This is a genomic window from Psychroflexus sp. MES1-P1E (assembly GCF_002836055.1).
GTDB lineage: Bacteria > Bacteroidota > Bacteroidia > Flavobacteriales > Flavobacteriaceae > Psychroflexus.
Genome location: NZ_PJBS01000162.1, coordinates 32,948 through 57,082, shown reverse-complemented (window position 1 = coordinate 57,082; position 24,135 = coordinate 32,948). Strand labels below are relative to the sequence as shown.

At 34.8% G+C, this 24,135-nt stretch carries 24 protein-coding genes and 1 other RNA gene; 9 read left to right on the top strand and 16 right to left on the bottom strand.

From position 1 onward, the window contains the following. From CXF67_RS18450 to CXF67_RS07450, 5 genes are all read left to right on the top strand, one after another. A partial coding sequence (locus tag CXF67_RS18450) for a glycosyltransferase family 2 protein (protein WP_374702243.1) occupies window positions 1–488 on the top strand: 488 nt, incomplete at its 5' end. After that, window positions 485–1,435, top strand: a complete 951-nt coding sequence (locus CXF67_RS07465) for a YbbR-like domain-containing protein (RefSeq protein ID WP_102088186.1) — start codon at window positions 485–487, stop codon at window positions 1,433–1,435. The genes CXF67_RS18450 and CXF67_RS07465, both read left to right, overlap by 4 nt. Further along, window positions 1,432–2,019 (top strand): dephospho-CoA kinase, encoded by a 588-nt coding sequence (coaE, locus tag CXF67_RS07460; protein ID WP_102088185.1) that lies wholly within the window; start codon window positions 1,432–1,434, stop codon window positions 2,017–2,019. Before CXF67_RS07465 ends, coaE begins: the two co-directional genes overlap by 4 nt. A 69-nt stretch (window positions 2,020–2,088) precedes the next feature. Continuing rightward, the gene (locus tag CXF67_RS07455; RefSeq protein ID WP_102088184.1) at window positions 2,089–3,654 is read left to right on the top strand and encodes a sensor histidine kinase; all 1,566 of its coding nucleotides are present in this window, start codon (window positions 2,089–2,091) and stop codon (window positions 3,652–3,654) included. 4 nt (window positions 3,655–3,658) lie between these two features. Next, complete coding sequence (locus CXF67_RS07450; protein WP_015023194.1) at window positions 3,659–4,381, top strand: response regulator transcription factor; 723 nt, start codon at window positions 3,659–3,661, stop codon at window positions 4,379–4,381. A gap of 69 nt (window positions 4,382–4,450) precedes the next feature. Here CXF67_RS07450 and miaA read toward each other — a convergent pair whose 3' ends face one another. From miaA to CXF67_RS07415, 7 genes are all read right to left on the bottom strand, one after another. After that, window positions 4,451–5,359, bottom strand: a complete 909-nt coding sequence (gene miaA / locus CXF67_RS07445) for a tRNA (adenosine(37)-N6)-dimethylallyltransferase MiaA (protein ID WP_102088183.1) — start codon at window positions 5,357–5,359, stop codon at window positions 4,451–4,453. Next, on the bottom strand, window positions 5,349–6,182 hold the full coding sequence (locus CXF67_RS07440; RefSeq protein ID WP_102088182.1) for an ion transporter: 834 nt from the start codon (window positions 6,180–6,182) through the stop codon (window positions 5,349–5,351). The genes miaA and CXF67_RS07440 overlap by 11 nt, the downstream gene beginning before the upstream one ends. 1 nt (window position 6,183) lies before the next feature. After that, window positions 6,184–7,548, bottom strand: a complete 1,365-nt coding sequence (locus CXF67_RS07435) for an exonuclease domain-containing protein (protein ID WP_102088181.1) — start codon at window positions 7,546–7,548, stop codon at window positions 6,184–6,186. A gap of 198 nt (window positions 7,549–7,746) precedes the next feature. Continuing rightward, window positions 7,747–8,403: a YggS family pyridoxal phosphate-dependent enzyme gene (locus CXF67_RS07430; RefSeq protein ID WP_102088180.1), complete on the bottom strand. Its 657-nt coding sequence runs from the start codon at window positions 8,401–8,403 to the stop codon at window positions 7,747–7,749. Between the two features lie 10 nt (window positions 8,404–8,413). Continuing rightward, window positions 8,414–9,652, bottom strand: coding sequence for a DUF1015 domain-containing protein (locus CXF67_RS07425; RefSeq protein WP_102088179.1), 1,239 nt, complete (start codon window positions 9,650–9,652; stop codon window positions 8,414–8,416). Window positions 9,653–9,654: 2 nt separating this feature from the next. Next, entirely contained in the window at window positions 9,655–10,545 is an 891-nt protein-coding gene (locus CXF67_RS07420; RefSeq protein WP_015023188.1) for a 3-hydroxyacyl-CoA dehydrogenase family protein, read from the bottom strand. 19 nt (window positions 10,546–10,564) lie between these two features. Next, on the bottom strand, window positions 10,565–11,530 hold the full coding sequence (locus CXF67_RS07415; RefSeq protein WP_102088178.1) for a Gfo/Idh/MocA family protein: 966 nt from the start codon (window positions 11,528–11,530) through the stop codon (window positions 10,565–10,567). Between the two features lie 168 nt (window positions 11,531–11,698). Here CXF67_RS07415 and CXF67_RS07410 point away from each other — a divergent pair, with 168 nt between their 5' ends. Then, the gene (locus CXF67_RS07410; protein WP_102088177.1) at window positions 11,699–12,340 is read left to right on the top strand and encodes a protein-L-isoaspartate(D-aspartate) O-methyltransferase; all 642 of its coding nucleotides are present in this window, start codon (window positions 11,699–11,701) and stop codon (window positions 12,338–12,340) included. Between the two features lie 8 nt (window positions 12,341–12,348). Here CXF67_RS07410 and CXF67_RS07405 read toward each other — a convergent pair whose 3' ends face one another. After that, complete coding sequence (locus CXF67_RS07405) at window positions 12,349–14,823, bottom strand: DUF5686 and carboxypeptidase regulatory-like domain-containing protein (protein WP_102088176.1); 2,475 nt, start codon at window positions 14,821–14,823, stop codon at window positions 12,349–12,351. Window positions 14,824–14,846: 23 nt separating this feature from the next. Then, complete coding sequence (smpB, locus tag CXF67_RS07400) at window positions 14,847–15,311, bottom strand: SsrA-binding protein SmpB (protein ID WP_015023184.1); 465 nt, start codon at window positions 15,309–15,311, stop codon at window positions 14,847–14,849. 86 nt (window positions 15,312–15,397) lie between these two features. Here smpB and CXF67_RS07395 point away from each other — a divergent pair, with 86 nt between their 5' ends. Next, a complete protein-coding gene (locus tag CXF67_RS07395) occupies window positions 15,398–16,147 on the top strand; it encodes a DUF6503 family protein (RefSeq protein ID WP_102088175.1) in 750 nt (249 codons plus the stop codon). Here the strand turns inward: CXF67_RS07395 and CXF67_RS07390 are convergent. The 5 genes from CXF67_RS07390 to CXF67_RS07365 form a co-directional block, all read right to left on the bottom strand. Then, window positions 16,134–16,715 (bottom strand): histidine phosphatase family protein, encoded by a 582-nt coding sequence (locus CXF67_RS07390; RefSeq protein ID WP_102088174.1) that lies wholly within the window; start codon window positions 16,713–16,715, stop codon window positions 16,134–16,136. The two genes, CXF67_RS07395 and CXF67_RS07390, sit on opposite strands and share 14 nt — an antisense overlap. Beyond that, a complete protein-coding gene (locus CXF67_RS07385; protein WP_257984622.1) occupies window positions 16,712–17,743 on the bottom strand; it encodes an esterase-like activity of phytase family protein in 1,032 nt (343 codons plus the stop codon). The genes CXF67_RS07390 and CXF67_RS07385 overlap by 4 nt, the downstream gene beginning before the upstream one ends. Window positions 17,744–18,124: 381 nt before the next feature. Beyond that, complete coding sequence (locus CXF67_RS07375) at window positions 18,125–19,174, bottom strand: peptidylprolyl isomerase (RefSeq protein ID WP_102088172.1); 1,050 nt, start codon at window positions 19,172–19,174, stop codon at window positions 18,125–18,127. A gap of 1 nt (window position 19,175) precedes the next feature. Then, window positions 19,176–19,718, bottom strand: coding sequence for a gliding motility-associated peptidyl-prolyl isomerase GldI (gene gldI, locus CXF67_RS07370; RefSeq protein WP_102088171.1), 543 nt, complete (start codon window positions 19,716–19,718; stop codon window positions 19,176–19,178). Then, window positions 19,715–20,728 (bottom strand): DHH family phosphoesterase, encoded by a 1,014-nt coding sequence (locus CXF67_RS07365; protein ID WP_102088170.1) that lies wholly within the window; start codon window positions 20,726–20,728, stop codon window positions 19,715–19,717. Before CXF67_RS07365 ends, gldI begins: the two co-directional genes overlap by 4 nt. A gap of 70 nt (window positions 20,729–20,798) precedes the next feature. On the opposite strand from CXF67_RS07365, the gene CXF67_RS07360 reads away from it, so the two are divergent. Then, entirely contained in the window at window positions 20,799–21,854 is a 1,056-nt protein-coding gene (locus CXF67_RS07360; RefSeq protein WP_180957921.1) for an alkaline phosphatase D family protein, read from the top strand. Window positions 21,855–21,919: 65 nt separating this feature from the next. Then, complete coding sequence (locus CXF67_RS07355; protein WP_102088168.1) at window positions 21,920–22,339, top strand: nucleoside-diphosphate kinase; 420 nt, start codon at window positions 21,920–21,922, stop codon at window positions 22,337–22,339. A gap of 74 nt (window positions 22,340–22,413) precedes the next feature. Here the strand turns inward: CXF67_RS07355 and rny are convergent, their stop codons facing one another. Next, complete coding sequence (rny, locus tag CXF67_RS07350; RefSeq protein ID WP_102088167.1) at window positions 22,414–23,976, bottom strand: ribonuclease Y; 1,563 nt, start codon at window positions 23,974–23,976, stop codon at window positions 22,414–22,416. Window positions 23,977–24,020: 44 nt separating this feature from the next. Beyond that, a non-coding RNA gene (ssrS, locus tag CXF67_RS07345) (6S RNA) lies at window positions 24,021–24,134 on the bottom strand. Between the last annotated feature and the right edge of the window lies 1 nt (window position 24,135).

Below are 24,135 nucleotides of genomic sequence, written 5' to 3'. Positions count from 1 at the left end.
ATGGATTTGGATCCATGCATCCAGGAGAAGACCCTGACTTATCCATCCGATTAAAAAAGAAAAATTTTAAGGTAGGGTATATAGAGGGTGCTTTTGTTTATCATAAACGGCGAGTAGATTTTTTCAAATTCAGTTCTCAAGTCAATAAATTTGGACTAGTAAGACCCATATTGCTTAAGCGATACCCAGAAACTAAGAAGATAACGTACTGGTTTCCTTTCTTTTATTTATCGTTCTTTGTAATAGGTATGTTTCTACTTTTTTTTGAATTCTATTTTGTGATTTGTTTTTATGTGTTGTATAATTTTCTTATACTCATGGATAGTACGATGAACTATAAAACTATTAAAATTGGACTCTTAAGTGTATTTTCAACAAACATTCAATTTTTTAGTTACGGGTCCGGATTTATAAAAAGTTACTATTTCATTCATATCCTTAAGAAAAAACCAAAATTAATATTCCCTCAATTATTTTTTAGTCAATGAACCAAAAGACACAGCTTGATAGATTAAAGCAGAACATTAAAAAGAGAAATTATAAAGCCTTTATTTTTATCTTATTTTTTACAATGCTTATATGGCTGTTTGTCCAAATGTCCAAAAGCTATGACGATTCTATAAGTCTATCTATAACATTGGTGGATGTCCCTGAAAATATTATTATCGAAAATTTGGTGCATTCTTTGGAGGTAGACCTTCAACAAACAGGATTTAAAATTCTTTCTGTGAGCCTTTTCAATTCGTCTATGGATATCAATTTCAATCAATTGGATTCTTTGGATAATAGATTTGTATTTGTGACTGAAAAACATAAAAAGGAGATATCAAAATCTTTAAATCTTAAGTCTAGTGATATACAAATGAGCATAGATAGCTTGGAATATAAGCACTTTAGGTTAGCGACTAAGACCCTAAAAGTAAAGCCAAATTTTAAAGTTGATTTTGCTATGGGTTATGATTCTACAGCCACTTTCTTATTTGAACCTCAATTTATAAAGGTTTCTGGGAGTGACTCTATTTTAAATACTATCGAGCATATTTATACCAAGCTTAAAGACTTTAAAAAAGTATCTGATACTCTTAAGGGATCAATTCGCATACAAACTATAGACAGTGTGTCTATTAATTATTTTGATACAGAGATAGATTACTTTCTTCCCGTGAGTAAATTCACTGAAGGGAATTTTGAGATCTCAATTGAAGTCAGCCAAACAAACACCCATCGAGACATCGTTATATTCCCTAAAACTGTAAATGTCAATTTTAAAACGAGTTTGGCTAATTTTGAGCGCATAGACGAATCTGGTTTTAAAGTCATAGCCAAGTATATACCCAATGAGGATTTTATGATTCTTGAATTAGTAGAGCAGCCCAAATGGGTTAAAAACGTATCTTTAGATAGCTTTAAGGTTGATTATTTGATTAAAAAATGATAAAGATTGGACTTACTGGGGGTATTGGTGCTGGAAAAACGCTTGTAGCAAATATGTTTAAGAATAAGAATATCCCTGTTTTTATTGCGGACGTAGAAGCTAAAAAAATTTTAAATGATTCTTCTGTAGTCCAAGAGGTAGCACATACCTTCAATATATCATTAACCCATGACGGATTAATCGACAAATCAGAATTAGCTTCCATAGTATTTAAAGATAAAGCAGCTTTAGAAAAACTCAACTCTATAATTCACCCAAAAGTCCACGACTGTTTTCAAAAATGGATCTTAAGTATAGATGCTTTATATATCATTTATGAAGCTGCTATAATTTTTGAAAAAGATAGGGCATCCTATTTTGATTTTACGATTTTAGTAACGGCCCCAAAACAAGTTAGAATAGAACGTGTTATCCAAAGAGATCATTCTTCAGAAGAAGACGTAAAATCTAGAATAAAGGCTCAATGGCCTGAGTCTAAAAAGAAAAAACTTGCGGATTTCGTAATTGAAAATACTAATTTAAAACAGACTCAGCAACAAGTGGACAAACTTCATGTAAAATTTTTAAACTTTTCAGATAAATAAGAGGATTGTCTTGTTAACTTTCGGTTAAACACGGAGAAAGCATTTTGTTAAAATTGTAATTTTGGCAAAATGAATAAACGTATATTTATATTTATAATTATTCTGATGACGGTCTCTTTGGTTGGAATCATCTTCGTCCAAGGGTATTGGATTAAGAATACAGTGGAGAGCAACGAAGAGCAATTTTCAATGGGTGCCAAGCAGATACTTATAAATGTTGTGCAGCAGTTGGAGAAAGATGAAGTGGATAAATACTATTTCAAATTTGCCTCTATTGCGGATTCCACTATTCCAGTAAGAGCTCAACTTAGTGAAATTTTCCAATTACCAGATGAAGGGATTTCAACCGAATATTTCACGTATTCTAATCGCTTATTTCAAGAGGATTATAAAATTGATTCTCCTTTTTTAGCTGAAAATCAAGATTCAATCGAATTTAAAAAATTGATTAGTCGAAAGGTAACGGCCGTGATGAGGAGAGAGGGCATGGATGGAAATACTATTAATGCCTTAGAGCGTTATGAGCGTATTAATAACCTAGAAGATGAGCAAAAATACTTATGGCTAGACGCTATAATGGAAATGGCCTCAAAAATTCCTATCCATGAGCGAGTAGATACCTTAGAAATCAAAAAGCTTATCGATGAGCAAATGGAAAAACGCAATCTAAAGTCAGATTTTGATTTTGGAATTTATAGCAATGCTCTTTCTACTAAAGTGAAGACTGCCAGTTTTGAGCTTAACTCACCTTCGACTTATGGAGTCCCTGTATATAGTTACAATGATGAATATTCGGATTACCAACTGTTTATCAATTTTAAAGATAAAAACAAGCAAATTTTATCTTCAATAGCTCTTATGGGTGGACTTTCAGTTTTATTTACTTTGGTTATTGTACTGGCTTTTTCTTCGGCGATAGGTCAGCTTATAAGACAAAGACAAATCTCACAAATCAAGACGGATTTTATAAATAACATGACGCACGAATTTAAAACGCCTATCGCCACTATTAATCTGGCATTAGATTCCGTCAAAAACCCTATAATTTCAAACAATCCTGAAGCGGTAGACCGCTACATGAATATGATAAGGGAAGAAAATAAACGCATGCATGCTCAAGTAGAAAATGTTTTGAGGATCTCTAAACTAGAAAAAAATGAGCTCAATATTGATAAAGAAAAATTTAACCTTCATGATATTATAGAAGATTCAATTAGTCATATCAATCTAATAGTAGAAGATCGAGATGGTTACATCAAAACTCATCTAGATGCCAAAAGAGATAGTATATTAGCTAACAATTCACACTTTTCAAATGTTATTATAAATATTTTAGACAATTCAGTAAAGTATTCTGCCTCTGAACCTAAAATTACTGTGACTACTGAAAATGTAAATAATTATATTGTGCTTATCATTTCAGATCAAGGAAACGGAATGGCTAAGCAAGTTCAGAAGAAAATATTTGATAAATTTTACAGAGAACACACAGGAGATGTTCATAACGTAAAGGGCCACGGGCTAGGATTGGCTTATGCTAAGCAAATTGTAGACGATCATCATGGAGAAATTTCTGTGAAAAGCGAAAAAGGAAAAGGAAGTTCATTTATTATTAAATTACCATTAATATCATAAATATATGGAAACTGAAAACAAGAAAATTTTACTAGTAGAAGACGATCCAAACTTTGGAATCGTATTAAAAGATTATCTATCTATGAATAGTTACGATGTCACGCACGCTAAAAACGGCATGGAAGGCTTCGAGAAATTCAAAAAGGGAAACTATGACCTTTGTATTTTAGACGTCATGATGCCTTATAAAGATGGTTTTACTTTAGCGAAAGAGATCAGAGCTAAAAATGAAGATATTCCAATTATCTTCTTGACGGCTAAAGCTATGAAAGATGATGTCTTAAAAGGATATAAAGTTGGGGCTGACGATTACCTCAATAAGCCTTTTGATAGTGAAGTGCTTTTGATGAAAATAAAAGCCATCATGCAAAGAAAGAATTCAGATACACTTTCAGATAGCAAGCAATTTGAGTTTAGCGTGGGTAACTTTCATTTAAATTCTAAACTGAGGTTTTTAACCTTCAAAGAGGAAGAACCTAATAAGTTATCTCCAAAAGAAAATGAGCTATTGCGTTTATTGGCCTTATACGAAAATGATTTAATGCCAAGAGAGTTAGCGCTCACTAAGATTTGGAGAGATGACAACTACTTTACATCAAGAAGTATGGACGTGTATATTGCTAAATTGAGAAAGTATTTGAAAAAAGACGATTCAGTTGAAATTTTGAACATTCATGGTGAAGGATTCCGCTTAGTTGTGAAGGGATCTGATGGAAAAGGTGCTTAAAGCTTAGCTTTAGGTTTACTTTTTTCAGTTTCATTTATCATAAAATAGCTTGCTGTATTCTACGGTAAGCTATTTTTCTTTGATATAGCTGATGATCTCTTCTCTGGAAGTCTCATAATGAAACCACTTAATTTGAGGATCTTTTTTAAACCATGTCAATTGTCTTTTAGCAAATCGTCGCGTATTCTTTTTAATTTCAGAAATGGCTTCAGTTTTTGTTGCTTTACCTTCAAAATGGGCAAATAATTCTTTATAGCCTACGGTTTGTAAAGCGTTTAAGTGCTTAAAAGGATATAGAGATTTTGCTTCTTCTAAAAGCCCATTCACAATCATTTCATCTACGCGTTTTTCAATTCTTTTGTAAATGACTTCTCGCGGAGCATCCAAACCTATTTTAATACTATTAAAACTCCGTTTTGGTTTAGTCTGGTTAAGGAAAGTTGAGTAAGGCTTCCCTGAGGTTTCTATAACTTCAAGCGCTCTTGTAAGTCGTCTTGGATTGCTCAATTCAATCTGTTCGTAATACTTTGGGTCTTTTTTCTTTAACAAGCACTGTAGCGCTAATAATCCCTTAGAGTTGAGGAGATCTTCGATGTTTGTTCTTATGTCTAAAGGAATTTCTGGAAAGACATCCAAACCTTCGGTTATTGCTTTTTGATATAGACCACTTCCCCCAACTAGGATAGCTTTGGAATGCGTTTTGAAAATAGTATCTAAGACCTCTATGGCCTCTTTTTCGAATTCTCCAACATTATAATCTCTCTTAATGGAAATATGTTGAATGAAACGGTGCTTTGCTTGAGAAAGCTCATTTTGACTGGGGACTCCTGTGCCAATTTCCATTTCTTTAAAAAACTGTCTAGAGTCTGCAGATAAAATTTCAGTAGAAAAATAGTTAGCTAACTGAATGCTTAAATTGGTTTTTCCGATGGCCGTTGGACCAACGATACAAATCAAGGTGGATTCTTTAGTCTTCATTCTCAATTTCTTTCTCCTGCTGTCTTTTATTTAGTGAATAGCCACACTTATGACAGAATTCTGCACTATCCCTGTGATCGTCTTCTCCACAATTAGAACAAACTTGTGTGTTTTTTCTGGTATTTTCTTTTGCCATTTCCGCGGTTACTATACCTGTAGGAACAGCTATAATACCATATCCAAGTAGCATAATAATAGTAGCAATAAACTGGCCCAAAGGCGTTATGGGGTGGATATCTCCAAATCCTACCGTGGTAAGAGTTACAATGGCCCAATAGATTCCCCTTGGGATAGAGGTGTAACCATGTTCAGGACCTTCTACAATATACATGATGGTTCCCGCTATGAATGAGATAATAACGACACTATAAAGGAAGATTAAAATTTTTGGTACACTATTTCTTAAGGCAATGGCTACACTAGAGCCAGCTCCAGAATACCTTACCAATTTAAAAATTCTAAAGACTCTGAGTAGTCTTAAGGCCCTCAAGGATAATAAGGCTCCAGAGCCAGCAAAAACCAAAGATATATATAGAGGAACAGTGGAAAGAAAGTCTACAATACCATAGAAACTAAAAATATAACTTTTAGGTTTTTTTATACTGATGACTCTCAGGATATATTCAATCGTGAAAAATATAGTAATGATCCATTCTAAAGTGACAAATAAATAATGGTATTGAAGGCTGATGTATTCAACAGAGTCGAGTATGACTAAAACGAGACTTGCTACTATAACGATTAATAATGCAATATCAAATACTTTTCCCGCCTTGGTGTCTGCTTCGTATATGACTTCATGAACCTTTTCCTTCCAAGTCATTTTAAAAATGGATTACCTTCAAATTTTTATTATTTTTCCTCAAATAACTTTGTATGATATGTTGAGCATCTCTATCATTTTGCATAGGATTTATAATATTTTTCAAAATTGAAATATTTTCAACTTGAAAATTTAACTCGGTATATCCAAAACCTATGAGTTTTCCATCTTCAATCAAGACAACACTTTTTTCACCAAGATGTCTGCCTCGATCTTGAATAATCATGTTCTTATCTTTATAAGTATAAAATTCAATAAGTTCTACAACTCGAGAATTATAAGAAACGGCATTTTTTTCTTGTATGCATGCCCCATCGCATTTCTTTATGGTATAATTGAAGCAGGCTTCTTTGGTTTTATGTAAACCCGTTAATTTCTGACAAAGATGATAAGTCTCCAGAGCTCTTTCTAAGAAGGCCTTTCCTTGTTGGTAGTTGGTGAAACTGGTGATATAGTCTTTTTTAGAGTCCAACTTAGAAACAGTCAAATTGAAATATCCGTTATGGTCTTCGAACATATAAAGCCCGTGGGTAAAAAGATCTTTCTTTAAAGCAGAGTTATATTTTGGTTTAAGTTTTTTGATAGATTGATTTTCTTTTAGCAATGCCATAAGCTCATTACCAGTTCTTTCATAATCTACAGATGAAGTGTGCTCTTGAATTTGTTTAGACTTTTGGGCGTCACTTATAAAATGTTGGTTAGCTCTTTTTTTGATGTCGTTGCTTTTACCTACATAGATAATATCCCCTTCTTTATTAGAGAAATAATAGACTCCAACTGCATTAGGCAAATCGTCTATAAGTCTAATGAGTTTTTTATCGATACTGCTCACAGCATTTAGCTTCAAATGGGAGCTTATAATTTCTTTATCAGTATCCTTTTCTAGCAAGAGTTTAAAAAGTTTTACGGTGGCCAAAGCATCTCCACTAGCTCTATGGCGATCTGTTATAGGAATTCCTAGTTTCCTTACTAGCTTACCAAGGCTGTAAGACTCAAAATCGGGCAAAAGCTTTTTAGATAGTTTAACGGTACACAGTGTTTTGCGTTCATAAAGATAGCCAAGTCTATCGAACTCAAGCTTTAACATTCTATAGTCAAACTTAGCGTTATGAGCTACAATGGTGCACCCTTCAGTTATTTCTATAATGCGTTTTGCGATTTCGTAAAACTTAGGTGCTTGATGGAGCATTTCATTGTTGATGCCCGTTAAGCCTACTACAAAAGATTGGATTTTTCGCTCAGGATTTATGAGTGAGATAAATTGATCTACAATTTCATTACCGTCAAATTTATAAATAGCGATTTCTGTAATCCCTTCTTCATTATATTTTCCTCCCGTGGATTCTATGTCTAAAATGGCGTACAACCTAGCTTTATGTGTTTTAAATTAAGATAACAAAATTAAAGATATTATTCTGTTTCTTTCGTTTAGTTTTTAAAGTTTAACCTCTGAATTTCAATTTTATCAATTGCTTATAATGAAGCCTTTAAAAATAATATGTCAGCCTTAAGTCGATAAGTTATTGAATTTAAAATCAGTATTCATGTGATATAGCATTCCTGTTTATCTAGCTCCAAAAATAGAACTCCCTATTCTCACCATGTTAGTGTCATGTTGCATGGCGATTTTATAATCTCCGCTCATTCCCATGGATAGGATACTGAAGTCTTTTTGAGTTTGCGAAGTCTCCTTATAAAGCGTTTCAAGAATTTCAAACTCTCTATGAATCTGCTCTTCATCATCTGTAAACGTAGCCATGGCCATCAAGCCCTTCAGTCTTACGTTTTTTAATTCAACGAGTTTGTCATCCTTTAAAAACAGTTTTAAATCCTCTGGAGACATGCCGTATTTAGACTCCTCTTCAGCTATTTTTACTTGTAATAAACAGTCGATTACTCGGTCATTTTCCACTGCACGTTTATTGATTTCTTTAAGTAATTTCATGTTTTGGACTGCGTGAATTAAATCTACATAAGGAGCCATGTATTTCACCTTGTTGGTTTGTACGTGACCCACCATATGCCATTTAATATCTTTGGGTAAAGCGTCCCATTTGTCCGTCATTTCTTGAACCTTATTTTCTCCAAAAATTCGTTGTCCAGCCTTATAAGCTTCAAGCAAGTCTTCATTAGGCTTGGTCTTCGATACGGCAACCAGGTTAATATTCTCACCTAATTCGTCTGTAAATGTTTTGATATGTTCTTTAATTGACCCTTCCATTTTTTAATTTTTAAAATTCATAAATCGTAATTCCACTTCTCAACTTAGGTTCAATGTAGGTTGTTTTTGGAGGCATTTTCATTCCTTCGTCTGCTATAGTTTTCATTTCTTCAATACTTGCAGGGTACATTCCGAATCCGACCTGATAGTCTCCTTGGTCTATAGCCCCTTTCACGAAAGCCATGTCTTTTTGACCTTGACTATACATCAATCTAGAATTAGTCCTCAAGTCTTGAATTCCCAAAATTGGCTTTAAAATTGTATTAAATAATATTTGAGCATCCAATCTTGATAGCGCATCATTAAAATCGTAATTTCTATCCCTTAAATTTAATTCGTAAAAATCACCATCGAGATACATGCTAAAATAGTGAGCTTCTTTGGGCTTGTAATAATTCTGCTTTAAATTTTCAATTTTGAATTGTTCATCCAGCTTAATTAGAAATTCGTCTTTGCTTAAACCGTTTAGGTCTTTTACAAGTCTGTTGAATTCATGAATCCTCAAGTGACTTTCTGGAATAAAAAATCCCATAAAAAAGTTATAGGCTTCTTTCCCTGTGTGGTGACCATTTTCAGTCTCAAGTACTTTTTTTAAATCAATCGAAGAGGAACTTCTATGGTGTCCATCGGCTATATAAATATGTTTCATCTCCTCAAATTCTTTTTGAATTTGTTCATGAAGCTTTGGATCTTCAATCACCCAAAAGTGATGCGTTTCTCTAGAGGTAGTCGTGAATTCATATTCTGGTCGAGTCTGCATCAATCTTTTTGAAATGCTGTCAAGGACTTCATTATCGGGATAGGTGAGAAGGACAGGGTCGGCGTTAAACCTTACTGTCTTTAGATACTCTGTAAACACCTCTACTTTTTCCGTTAGAGTATCCTCATGTTTTCTAATGAGGTTATTTTCATAATCTTCAGCACTTGCTGCGCCTACAAAGCCTACAAACTCTATTTCATTTCTATAAATGATTTTATGAAGGTAATAGCAGGGTTTCTCATCTTGCTGGAAACTGCCGTCTTCTTTAAACTCTTCAAACCTGTTTTTGACAAGGCTAAAGCGTTCTTTTCCAGAAATTTCTTTGTTGTACTTATATCCAGGATTTGCAATATGCAGAAATGAAAAGGGATTGTTATCTAATCTCGCTTCAACTTGGGCTTTAGTATAGGTTTCGTAAGGCTTTGAAGCGATTAGACCTACTTTATCTCGAGTAGGTCTAGTCGCCTGAAATGGAATAACTTTAGGCATCTTTAAGATACAAATTGTGAGGATACTTTTTCTGCTTTTTTGCTTTCACTGTAGTCATAAAATCCTTCTCCAGATTTCACTCCAAGTTTGCCTGCTCTCACCATGTTGACGAGTAAAGGACAAGGAGCATATTTTGGATTTTTAAAGCCCTCATACATCACTTCCAAAATAGATAAACATATATCCAATCCTATAAAATCGGCAAGCTGAAGGGGACCCATAGGATGAGCCATGCCTAATTTCATTACAGTGTCAATTTCTTCAACACCCGCTACATTATTATATAGAGTTTCTACAGCCTCATTAATCATTGGCATTAAAATTCTGTTAGCTACGAAACCAGGGTAGTCATTAACTTCAGTTGGGACTTTACCAAGATTTTTGGCTAGCTCTACAACTCTATTTGTAATGTCATCGCTAGTATTGTAGCCTCTTATGATTTCTACAAGCTTCATGATAGGCACTGGATTCATAAAGTGCATTCCTATCACTTGCTTAGGTCTGCCTGTGACAGCAGCGATTTTAGTGATTGGAATAGAGCTGGTATTTGTTGCTAAAATAGTTTTGGCTGGACAAAGGCTGTCGAGTTCTTTAAAAATCTCCAGCTTGATTTTTTCATTTTCTGTAGCGGCTTCAACGACGAGGTCTGCATTTTTTGCCCCGTCTGCTATACTTGTAAAAGTGGTGATATTTCCCAGTGTTCTTTTCTTGTCTTCTTCGCTTATTTTTTCTTTGCTAACCATGCGGTCTAGATTTCTAGTGATGGTAGCAATACCTTTATCTAGACTATCTGTTGAGACATCTATTAAGCTTACATTATAATCGAATTGAGCAAAAGTATGTGCAATACCGTTTCCCATAGTTCCTGCCCCTATTATAGCTATATTTTTCATGATTTTATTTTTAAAATGATTACTCGTCGAATGCTTTTATGATTTGCATAGCCACCCTTAAAGCCTCAGTACCTTGTTCCAAAGTAACAATAGGTGTCGTGTCATTCTCAATAGCTTCTGCAAATGTTTCTAATTCGTCTAAAATAGCATTATTTGGGCTTATATCTGGATTATCAAAGTAGATCTGTTTCTTTACGCCTTCAGCGTTTTCTAGAATCATTGCAAAATCGTCTGGGTCTTGAGGGGCGTCTTTCATTTTGACAACTTCGGTTACTTTTTCAAGAAAATCTACTGAAATGTAGGCGTCTCTCTGGAAGAACCTTGACTTACGCATGTTTTTAAGCGATATTCTACTTGCTGTAAGATTAGCCACACAGCCGTTCTCAAATTCAAGTCTAGCATTGGTGATATCTGGAGTCTCAGAAATGACAGATACGCCACTTGCATTGATTTTTTTCACTTTAGAATTAACGATACTTAAGATAGCATCAATATCATGAATCATCAAGTCTAAAACAAGAGGAACATCTGTTCCTCTTGGGTTAAATTCTGAGAGTCGGTGGGCTTCAATAAACATGGGAGTGTCTATTTTGCCTATAGCAGCTCTAAAGGCTGGATTAAAACGCTCAACATGTCCAACTTGCCCTTTTACATTATGAGCTTTAGCCAGTTTTATAAGAGCTTCTGCCTCTTTTACGGTAGAGGTGATAGGCTTTTCTATAAAGACGTGAACACCTGCTTTTATGGCTTGTTCTGCCATACTATAGTGGTAGGTGGTAGGAGTGACGATATCAATAACATCTACATTATTCAGTAATTCAGCATAGTCCTCAAAGCAAGAATAACTAAATTCTACTTCGATCTTCTTTGCGTGAGTCTGATCTGTATCGTGAAATCCTATAAGTTTATATTTCTTTGATTCGTTGAGCAACCTCAGATGAATTTTTCCGAGATGTCCTGCGCCCAAAACACCAACTTTTAGCATAAATTATATGGTTTTACACAAAAGTAACGTTTCTTTTTAAGCTAACTGTGAGCATAGGCTTTTTATAAGATTTCTTTTAAAAACTCCTAAACTAATAATAGCCTCCTGAATGAATGTATCCAACATTTTTTTCTAATTTTGCTATTATTATATTTTAAATATAAAAGCTTGGAAGACAGTTATAGACAGCAAGGAAAACGCAAATTTCTAGTAGAATTGGTCCGAGAAAAGGGAATTAAAGATGAAAAAGTTCTTCAGGCGCTAAATGAAATTCCTAGGCATCTATTTATGGACAGCAGTTTTGAAGATCATGCTTACCAAGATAAGGCTTTCCCTATCGCTGCCGGACAAACAATCTCTCAGCCGTTTACTGTTGCTTTTCAGACTGAGCTTTTGCAGGTAGAACGTGGTGATCTAATTTTGGAAGTGGGGACGGGTAGTGGTTACCAAACCGCCGTTTTATGCGAACTGGGAGCAAAAGTATATACCATAGAAAGACAACAAAAACTGTATAAGAAAACTAAAAACTTTCTTCAAAAACTAGGCTACAGACCCAAATTTATGAGTTTTGGAGATGGTTACAAAGGTTTGCCAGAGTACGCCCCTTTCGATAAAATTATAGTGACTGCTGGGGCGCCTTTTATACCAAAACCTTTAATGTCTCAATTAAAAATTGGAGGTAGACTTGTAATTCCCGTTGGGGAAGATCCGCAAATCATGACTTTATTGAAAAGGACTTCTGCTAAAAGCTTTCAAAAAGAAACCTTTGGCGAATGTCGTTTTGTGCCACTCTTGGAGGATAAAAATTAGGGATTCCCTTAAAATTGATCCAGTAGTTTAAGTCCGAAAACCAAAGCTCCACTTTGCCAACCCCCTTGATAAGGTTTAACGTAATCGATTCTAAAAAATCGAAATTGACCAAAGCCAACATTGTCTAAACCTACTGAAAATTCTGAATAAGGTTTATGAGAGTCCGTAAATAAACTTTTAGCGCCTACGACCATATTGAAATTCAGCTGATTGAGAAGCGGAATCTTATTTAGTAGAAATCCCTTAAAATTATGCTCTAAATGAATATCTGCATAATCTGAGTTGGTAGACAGTTCATAATAGGGCAGTAAGTTGAATTGGTTAAGATAACTATCTGAGGTTCCTATTCGAGTTTGATTTCCGTTGAAATGCTTAAAATCTAAAAAGGAGATGTTTTCTGCATTGAAAAATAAACCACCGTTAAGACTATAAGCCAGTTCTCCAAACCTAGAAATCGTTTTGGTTTGAGTGAGTTTTGCTTTTACGACATCAAAATTAAAATCACTTATATCTGAAGCAAAGCCCTTCTCATAAGCAAAGCTAAATACAGGAAATTTATTACTAAAGGTGTCGTATTTCCCATTAGGCGTTAGCACATATTTTTGATTAAAATTTATACGTCCTGCAATTCTTAACTTACCAATAGTATGGGAAGGGAAGAATTGAGATCCAAAAGCTTCAGGCGCTAGAGGATTATTGGAGGTGAAGCCACCGTTTTTATTTTCAATAATTGGTGAATTCGTAGAATTGATAAGAGAACGTCTTCTTTCAAAACCCAATTCAGCACTGAGTCGAAAGCCATTAAACACGTCTTGACTATAAGTGGCTTTGCCAAAGATCCTTTCGTATAACTTAAGGTAATTACGCTCAAAAAATACTGAAGTCATGGAGGATAATCTTTCGTTGATTGGATTGGTAGAATTGATTTCCTCAGCTTTGACACCAACAGAAATAATCAAAAAAGGTTTTGAAAAATTATTGAATTTTTTCTTAAAAGTAAAGCTAGGTCTCAGAGTTTCGTCAGAGAATCCATAATCTAAATCAGATCGAATTTCCCAATAGGTTCTAAAGGTCCCAGCAGTATCTTTTTGTCTGAAGTAAACTCCTGATTTAATATTAAATCCCTGTACGGTGTTATAATTAAGATCTGTTAAGCCAGTGAATCCAGCTTCTTGATTGGTTGTTGAATTTTGCCAAGAGTAGCCAAATAAAGGATCTGTTACTTTGAAGGTGTTACGTACTATATCTATTGAATCTTTATAAGGTTGAGAGTTTTTTAGGATTTGTAGGCTGTCTTTAAAGGTGTAATCTTCTCGTTCTAAACTAGTAAGAGGAACAGGCCTGTTTTGTTCCCAGAACAAATTGTTCTTGGTATTTGCCTCCTCATCGAAGGTAATAATGGCATTCGAGAAATCCTTTTTGGTCAACTGAGGGTTGAACTCATAGTCTTTATAAGAAGCTACAAAATTACCGCCTCCAGAAATTCCTAAAATCCCCCAACTAAAAGAAATATCTTGGGAAATAAGAGTCCAGAATTTATACTCCTCGCTATAGTTGAAGGTTTGTTTGAGATTGAGTTCTTCCACCACCTCGACTTGAAGTGATTTGCCAGTCGTCATAAGGTCAACACCGTAAATTTCCCAAGTATCTTCTAGGATATAAATATATCCGCTAAATACAGCATCGTTAGGTCTCTTAGGTATAACTTTTATTTTATTGATCAGAAATTTATCATTTTCATAAAAAGTTCCTTCCAGCTCATAGTTGTAATATTGCATAGCAAAGTTAGCAATTGGAGAGACCAGATTTTTGCCTAAGTCGATGGTATTTTCGTAAAACGAGAAGTTAAAATCTTCTGCAGAATTAAAGCTAAATCCGTTATCGTTTCCACTAACTTTGGAAGCGATGATGTTTTCTTTAAAACGGTTTGGCGCTTTGTATGAAATCTTTGAAAAGGTTTCACTAAGGTAGACTACGCCGCTTCGGGTGGAATCCAAACCACCCCCTAAGTCACCAACTTCTTGGCCTAATATTTTTTCTGGGGCATTTTCAATTTTCCAGAGGCCTTTGGAATAGAAATCAGCTTTATACTCTTGAATTTTAGATAGGTTTTTCTTTCTATTTTCCACGGCATTGCGGATAATAGAATAGGCAGGATCTTCATTATTGGTAATAAAAACATCATCTAAGCTCGTCACCTTTTCTGTTAATTGTATAGTGATGGTATCGGTAGAGGTTTCTATCTTTCTTTTTTTGGTTTGAAACCCCAAAAATTTAAAAATGAGATAAGACTCTTTAGTTTGCTCAACCTTTAATTTGAACTCACCATTGGCATTGGTAGTGGTTCCATTGAAGGTGCCTTCATCATAAACATTTACATTTTGTAAAGGATGACCGATGCTATCAGTCACTTTTCCTGTAATTTGAGAATGACTAGTTAAAAAAGACAGCACTAAAAAAACAAGTAGACATGGAGGCTTCATAAATTAAATATAAGATAGAGAACCTATGTATTAAAGGTTTTGTTGATTCTGTTGAGTTTTCTTTTGGTATCACGATCCTTTATAGTTTCGCGTTTATCATGAAGCTTTTTACCTTTAGACAAGGCGATCTGCAATTTTGCAAAGCCTCTATCGTTAAGAAACAAGCGCAAAGGAATAATAGTAAGACCGCTGTTTTTGACTTCTTTGAGAAGTTTTTTCAGCTCTTTTTTATTGAGTAAAAGTTTCCTGGCGTTTTTTGGCTTATGGTTAAAATGGGTTGCATGGGAATATTCTTGAACATCCATATTAATCACAAATAATTCTCCCTGCTCATTGAATTCACAAAAACTTTCAGTGATTGTGGCTTTTCCTTCCCGGATAGATTTGATTTCGGTGCCAGCTAATACAATTCCAGCTGTATATTTGTCCAGAATTTCATATTGAAATCTGGCTTTTTTATTTTTTATATTGATTTTGTTTTTAACCATAGAACTAAAATATATAGTCCAAAAATAAGACTTTTGAAAGGAAAGCTAGAATTAACGACAGTGTTTATATTTAAATTAATAATGATATGAAGTATTTAATTGGATTCATCTTACTGAGTATGCTAGGATGTCAAAAATCTGAACAAAAAACGATTGAACCTTCAGAGGTTATAGAGAAAGCTATTGAGTTTTCTGGTAAATCAAAACTTAATGAGAATGTATTAAGGTTCAAATTTAGAGACTATTCTTATAAAGCGATGCCGACCTGTGAAGGACTTCAGTTTGAAAGACTTTCGACAACTTCACCAACAAGAGATGTTGTAAAAAATGGAGAATTGACGCGTTTTTATCAAGATTCTATTGTAAAGTTGGCGGATACCACTGCATTTTCTTATTATGAATCTGTTAATTCTGTCCACTATTTTACTCAGCTACCTCTTCGTTTGAAAGATGCTGCTGTACGCCCCTCTTATTTAGGCGAAGAAGAAATCAACGCCAAGGCTTATCATAAATTGAAGGTTAAATTTACAGAAAATGATGGTGGAGAGGATTTTGAAGATGCTTACATCTATTGGTTCGACACCTCAGACTTTTCAATGGATTTTATAGCTTATAGCTTTTTAGTCAATGGAGGTGGATTGCGCTTCAGAAAAGCGATTAACCAAAGGACGGTTGATGGTGTTGTTTTTCAGGATTATGAAAATTACACGCCCAAAGGGACTTCTCAAAAATTAGAAGATCTAGGTCAGTTTTGGGAAAAAGGAGATTTAGAACTTCTCTCTAAAATCGAAAATGAAAATGTTATTTTAGAGCCTTCTGCCCTTAATTGTAACTAAATTCTTTTGGAACTTTAAGCTGAATCAAAGTGTCTTTTAAATATAAATCTTTATCGATTTCCATTTTGAAGAAGATATCATAGGTGTTTTCTTCCAGGTCATCATATACCGATTCTGAAAGAATTTCATTCATGAATCTAGGACTTGTGTTGCTGTGTCCTAGGACTAATACTTTTTTGCCGTAGGTTGCTTTCCAGAATTCAGCATCAAATAAGGTATCCTTTCCAGCAGTATAGCTTTTGATGTTCCCTTTAAATTGGTGTAGTGTAGGGATGATGGTTTGAAGGGTTCTACCGTAATCTGTAGAATAGAACATGTCTAAGGACTTATCTTTAAAATAAGTTACCAAAAAATTTGCTCTGCGAATCCCTTCCTCTGTAAGTTGAGGGTCTCTATTCTCTTTATCTGTAGTATCTTTTTCAGCATGTCTTACAAAATAATAAGTGGTCTTTTGAGCGTCTAAGCCTTCTGGAATATCAAATTGAAAATCTTTATTTTTTGATGGACTCTCTTGGCATGACAGGCAAAGCATCGCAACACTCAAAATTAAATAATGAAATGTTTTCATTGGACTTGTTTTAGTTCTAATAAAATAATTTGATTTAATTGTGTGCCAAATTTATTGAAATTATTATCAGAAACGACAATAAGCGAAGGATTCCCATTAGAGAGTATTGGTCCAAAGCATAACCCCTCTAAATTATCGACAATACCTTCAGTTAATTTTCTTTTGATCGACTTAAAGTCGAACACTAAACTCTTCTCTGCATAAATAATATCCCCTGTAGCGGCTTCTAGTTCTACTATGTCGTGAATGTCTGTTGCTTTACTCACATCTACCAGATACAACTTCACTCTGTTGCCTTGGCTTTTGTGACCTGCAGAATAGGAGCGTTCTAGGACCAAAAAAGTATTTTGACTAATTTGTAAAATCTCTGTAAGACCATTGATGGAAAAAGGAAGCAATGGAATTTTGGTAATCCTATCCAAATCCATGGCATATTGGCGGGTGACTTTTTTTGCCTTATGATCAAAGAAACTCAATCGAATAGGGGAGTTGGTGTTATATAGTTTTGGTGTTTTACCATCTTTTTCTAAGGGTAATTCGTTAGCAAACCAAAATCCGGAAGAATTTATGCCGTTCGATAGGCCTTCGAAAACACCATTATGACGAGGTTGGTTATTTCCCTTGACCAGAAAATAATCAGGTAACGAATAACTTTCAATAAATTCTGCCGTCTTGCTTACTTTAAAAATTCTTGGCGATAAACCGAAATTGATACTTCCTTCTGTAGAAATTAAATACCCATCTCCATCATATCTGATGGACTCCATATCCAATGCATTTTTTTCAAAGAAAGTATTGTTTTGTAGTCTAGTAACCGACTTGAATGTGATGGTGTCCACTTGAAACCCCTTCAGTTGTAATCTTGCTCTAAAAATCAGTGGGTTGGAAGGCGAATCATTTACCATAAGAAGTTCACCTTTAGTATAATCTACTCCTGAGACTCCACCATAGATTTCATTTTGAAATTTGAAATTTGCAGGAATAATGTATTCATCTAAAAATTGAACGTCATATAATTTGTCATCCAAGGCCCTAGTGGTACTGCAACTCGTTATTAAAAATATTAAAGCACTTAAGTTTAAAAATTTAATCAAATGTTGGGATGTCAACATAAAAAATGGAATTGTCTGTTATGTTTGGGCAAATTATAAAAACTTATCATTAAAAACTTAGATCAATTAGAGATAAAATGTAGAGAGAGTAAGGGTGAATTGAAACAAAAATATGAAATGCATATTATAGATAATAATTTATAATATGCTGAGGCTAAGTTTGAAGAAAGGCTTGACAAACTTCAAGCTAAAACAGCAAATACTAAGGAAGAGTTAGAGAAGGAAATCAATGAATTGTATTCTAACTTCTATTAAATTAAAAATCCCTGTTATGATATCATAACAGGGGTTTTTAATTTATTTATTTACTATGTCTATAAGCTCAACCTCAAACTTTAAAATTGAATTTGGAGGAATTGGCCCTGTCTGTCTTGGGCCGTAAGCTAATTCTGATGGAATGACAAGTTCTGCCTTTTCACCAGTCTTTAAAAGCATTATCCCTTCGTCCCATCCTCTAATCACACGGCCAGTTCCTACAGGAAATTCTATAGGTTGGTTTCTGTCTAAAGAAGAATCGAATTTGGTTCCATCTAGAAGATAGCCTGTGTAGTGTACACTTACCATATCTTTAGCCTTTGGAGATGTTCCGTTTGGATTTTTTTCAGTAATCAAGTAGCGTAATCCGCTATCGGTGACATCAAAGCCCTCACTAGCTTCTTCAAGTACAGCTTTTCTTGCAACTTCTTCCTCGACTTTGGCTACTTTGGCTTTCTCAGCACCAGTAGTAAAAGCGTTTACAGCATCAAAATTTTTGGCATCGCTTCCTTTTCTTATGATATTAACTGTTTCAATAACGATATCTTCAACAGGTTTGTCACCAGGCTTTTTAGTCTCTACTTTTCCTATGCTATCTACGACTTCCATTCCGACTACCAATTCTCCAAAAACACTATGTTTCCCATCTAAATGTGGAGTAGGAACAAGAGTGATAAAAAATTGACTTCCGTTAGTATCTGCTCCAGCATTGGCCATAGATAAAACTCCTTTTTTATGGGTTAAAACAGAATCAATCTCATCTGCAAATTCGTATTCTGGTCCTCCTTGGCCAGTACCAAGTGGATCACCTCCTTGGATCATAAATTTATCGATCACTCTATGGAAAATAATACTATCATAAAATTTTTGATCTTGATATTCTTCATCGACCAATGGATGTTCGCCCTCTGCTAAGGCAACAAAATTTCCAACAGTCATAGGGACTTTGTCATAATGGAGTTCTGTGACAAAATCTCCCATAGAGGTTTGGAATTCAGCATACAATCCATCTTCTAAATCTGGGTATTGGGAAGAACAGCTAAAAAGCAGTATTCCAACTAATGCAGCAAATGATAATCTTAAAGTTCTCATGTTATTCAGTTTTTGGTTTTATTTTATTTAAAGTTACAGTAGATTTTAAAGCGACGTGGGTCCCGATCTTATCATTATCGCCATAGTAGCCATAAGCTTGGTGGGAAGGGAATAAAAAAGTAACCGTCTCTCCTTCTTTCATTAACTTTAAGCCTTGACGCAAGCCTGTAAAAATTTCTTCTTTGTCTATTGTGTAAGCGCGTTCCCCAAGTTCTACTCTAGAATATATGGTGTCACCTTGTAGCGTTAATAGGTTATAATTAAATTCAACCTCATCTCCAAAACTTGGTGTGATACTATCCGTTTTGTTTTCTAAATTATAGAAATACCAAAATCCATCGGCAGAACTGATGTACTTATTAGTAGAGTCTGCGTCTATAATCTCCTTAATGTAGGATTCTTCCTTTTTGACTATAGCTTTATTAAGCTTTAAAGATTTTGTTGTAAAACTTTTTGAAGCTCTTGAAACAGGCTTTCTAGGTTCAGGTGATTTACAACCACAAATCATGCAAAAACATAATATCACATATAAGAGGCTCTTCATGATAGGTCTTCTTTATAGAGTTTCAATGTAGTTTCAAATTTTGCTAAGGTAGATTTTAAATCTAAATCGCTTTTACCTCCTGCTGCATTATTGTGTCCACCACCGCTAAAATGTTTTCTAGCAAAGGCATTAACGTTAAAGTCACCAATTGATCTTAATGATATTTTAATAATATTTTCAGCTTTATTTTCAATAAATATAACTGCAAACTTAATACCTTTTATCGATAAGCCATAATTCACAAAACCTTCTGTATCTCCTTTTTTGAAGTGATTTGAATTTAAATCCTCTTGAGATAGAAAGATATAGGCCGTATTTAACTCTTCAACGACTTTAAGGTTATTGAGAGCTACTCCCAAAAGGTGAAGTCGGCTTATGTTGTTATTGTCATAGATATGTTGATGGATCTGACTGTTATCAGCGCCAGCATCTATCAAGTTTGCAATAATTCTATGTGTCTCACTAGTTGTAGATGGAAACCTGAAGGACCCTGTATCTGTCATAATTCCAGTATATAAACAACTGGCCACATCAGCGCTTAGTGAGGTGTTTGGATATTGAGAAGTGATAAATTCATAAACCAATTCGCAAGTAGAGGCGATTTGAGTGTTTACTAGCATATAGTCTGCATAGTCTGATGGTTCTTGATGGTGGTCTATCATCACAAACGTGGCTTTCAAGTCCATTAGGAAATCCCCTAAACCTCCAACTCTATTTAAGTGATTAAAATCCAGTGTAAAAATAAAATCTGAAGCTTCTAACCTAGCTTTACATTCTGCTTCTTTGGAGTCGTAACACAGAATGTCTTGATTATTTGGTAACCATTTTAAAAAATATGGATAATTGTTTGGCATGATGACTTGAGAGGGAATCTCAAGTTGTTTAAGAAACAGATGCAAGGCCAATGAAGACCCTAAGGCATCTCCATCTGGATTCTTATGACTAATAATACTGATTTTGGAAGTGGGATTCAGTTGATCTTTTAAGCCTTCCAATGTGTTTTTTCTCATAGATTTCAAATGTACAAATTCTTAATAATGAAGTAACACAGGAATCTCTAGTTTTGGAAAAAATATAATGATGAAAAAAATACATTGGATTATTACTTTATCAGTGATCTTGTTTGCATCGTGTAAACCGAACACCAGTGATAAAAAAACAGAAAGCGAACGTATTGAAATTCAACCTAAAACCTTTAGAATAGCCATTGGCAGTTGCAATCGTCAAAATCTACCGCAAGAGTATTGGTCTATTATAGAGAAAGATTCGGCAGATATCTTTGTGTGGGGTGGGGATAATATTTACGCAGACACGCCAGACATGGAACTTATGGGAGAAAAATACGACAGCATAAAGTCAGATCCCTATTATCAATCTTTTATACAGAGCTTACCAAATGCCCCTTTAGGAGTTTGGGATGACCATGACTACGGCAAAAACGATGCGGGTAAAGAATGGCCTTACAAAGATGAGGCAAAAGAACTTTTTTTAGATTTTTTGGATATCGATTCAACCCAAGCTATGGCCAATAGAAACGGAACTTATTATTCTAAAGTTATTGCTTTAGATAACAAATCCATTAAATTTTACATGCTAGATAGTCGATACTTTAGAGATGGATTGGTCAAGGCTGAGGTGCCTGGTAAAAGATATCAACCGCATACCTCTAAAGATTCTTCGCTTTTAGGCGAGCAACAATGGCGATGGCTAGAGAATGAGTTTAAAAGTTCGAAGGCTAATTTTAATATTATCGTGAGCAGCATTCAGTTTTTATCCAGCGAGCATGGCTTTGAAACGTGGGGTAACTTCCCGAATGAAATTGAAAAAATGCAAAACTTATGGCTCGAGTATCCCCTTCAGAATATTTTTCTTTTAAGTGGTGATAGGCATATTTCAGAGTTTTCTCAAAAGAAAATTGACGGTCTAGCTTATCCTTTTACCGACTTTACGTCCAGTGGTCTAACGCACTCTTATAGTACTTATAGTGGTGAGCCTAATCAATATAGAGTAGGCGAGGTTGTTGCACAAACAAGCTATGGTATTATAGATCTAAACTTGGTCACTGAAGAAGCTGAACTGAGAATTAAATCTACAACAGATGGACATACAATTAGAGAACTGCACCTAGACTTCTAATGTTAACAAATGATTTGTATATCTTTTGAAATGATTACTTTTGCACAAAAATAAAATAAATTACAATGGCAGGAACTAAAACATTCACTATGCTTAAGCCAGATGCAATATCTAAAGGCTATATTGGTGATATCCTTAAACAAATTACAGGCTCAGGTTTTAAAATTGTAGCGCTTAAAATGACGCACATGACCACAAATGATGCTAAAGCTTTTTATGAAGTTCATAAAGAACGTCCTTTTTACGGTGAGCTTGTAGAATATATGACCAGTGGCCCAGTTGTTTCAGCAGTTCTTGAAAAAGAAAATGCTGTAGATGATTTTAGAACCTTAATTGGGGCGACTAATCCTGAAGAAGCTGCTGAAGGTACGATTCGTAAAAACTATGCGACGTCTATAAGCGAAAATGCAATTCACGGAAGTGATAGTGATGAAAACGCTACGATTGAAAGCAATTTTCATTTTGCAGGAAGAGAGCAATTCTAATACGTTATATGTGTTGATTAAAAAAGGGCTGTTTCGAAAGAAACAGCCTTTTTTAATCGTCGTTATGTAGTTGCTTATTTAGCAATATTAATAGCTCTAGTCTCCCTAATAACCGTAATCTTCACCTGACCTGGGTAGGTCATATCAGTTTGAATCTTTTGTGAAATTTCAAACGAAAGGGCAGAAGCTTTTTCGTCGTTTACCTTTTCACTTTCCACAATAACCCTCAATTCTCTACCTGCTTGTATAGCGTAAGCTTTTTTAACCCCTCCAAATCCAAAGGCAATTTCTTCAAGATCTTTTAGACGCTTTACGTAAGAGTCTAAAACTTGGCGTCTAGCTCCTGGTCTAGCTCCACTTATGGCATCACACACCTGTACAATGGGGGAGAGAAGGGAAGTCATTTCTATCTCGTCGTGGTGAGCACCAATGGCATTACAAATTTCTGGTTTCTCTCCAAATTTTTCTGCCAATTGCATTCCTAATATAGCGTGAGGAAGTTCTGTTTCTGTTTCGGGTACTTTACCGATGTCATGAAGAAGACCTGCACGTTTGGCTAGTTTCGGGTTAAGCCCAAGTTCTGAAGCCATAATGCCACAAAGCTTAGCGACTTCTCTAGAGTGTTGGAGTAAATTTTGACCATAAGAAGATCTATATTTCATTCGGCCTACCATCTTCACCAGTTCTGGGTGTAAACCATGTATGCCTAAATCAATAATAGTTCGTTTCCCTATATCTATAATTTCTTCGTCTATCGACTTTCTTGTTTTCTTTACGACTTCTTCGATTCTGGCAGGATGAATTCTACCATCGGTTACCAATTTGTGTAAAGAGAGTCTAGCTATTTCACGACGTATGGAGTCAAAACAAGATAAAATAATAGCTTCTGGAGTATCATCAACAATTATTTCTACACCAGTTGCAGCTTCAATTGCCCTAATATTTCTTCCTTCACGACCAATAATTCTACCTTTAACATCGTCGCTCTCAAGGTTAAAGACTGAAACGCAGTTGTCTATAGCTTCTTCCGTTCCCACCCTTTGGATAGTGTTAATGACAATTTTCTTGGCCTCTTGTTGAGCGGTGAGTTTAGCTTCTTCTACAGTGTCTTGAATCATTTGCATCGATTCAGCTTTTGCGGTTTCTTTAAGAGATTCCATCAGTTGGGCTTTTGCATCTTCAGCGCTAAGGCCACTTACCACTTCTAGTTGATTGATTTTACGTTGTAGAATCATATCGATTTCTTCCTGCCTTTTCTCTAGGTATTCAGTTCGATAGGAGTAATCTTTAAGTTTTTCTTCAACTTCAGCATTTATTTTTTTAGCTTTAGAGAGCTCATTAGAAATTTGAGATTCTTTGTCTTTCGTTCTTTTTTCAGCTTCATTAATTTTCTGATCTCTAGAAAGAATCACTTTCTCATGTTCAGATTTAAGCTCTATAAATTTTTCTTTAGCCTGAAGGATTTTGTCTCTTTTGAGATTTACCCCTTCTTTCTCAGCCTCTTTTAAGAGTTTTTCAGCTTCTTTTTCAGCAGTTTTTAAAGTCCCTGTTGCACTTTTACTATCTATGGATTTTGATAATAAAAATCCTATGATAAGGCCAGCTATAGCTGCTATTATAATAAATGTTATATCCATAATTATATATAAAAAAAAAGCCTGTACTAGCCTAGTTTTGTATAAAACTCCGTGTAAACAGGTTTAGGGATACCCAGCTGATCAAGGATCCGCTGCACCGAAGTGGCGGCTTGCTTTAGCAACTGAAACTCACCCTTTTTAAATAGTAAATGTTGAGTT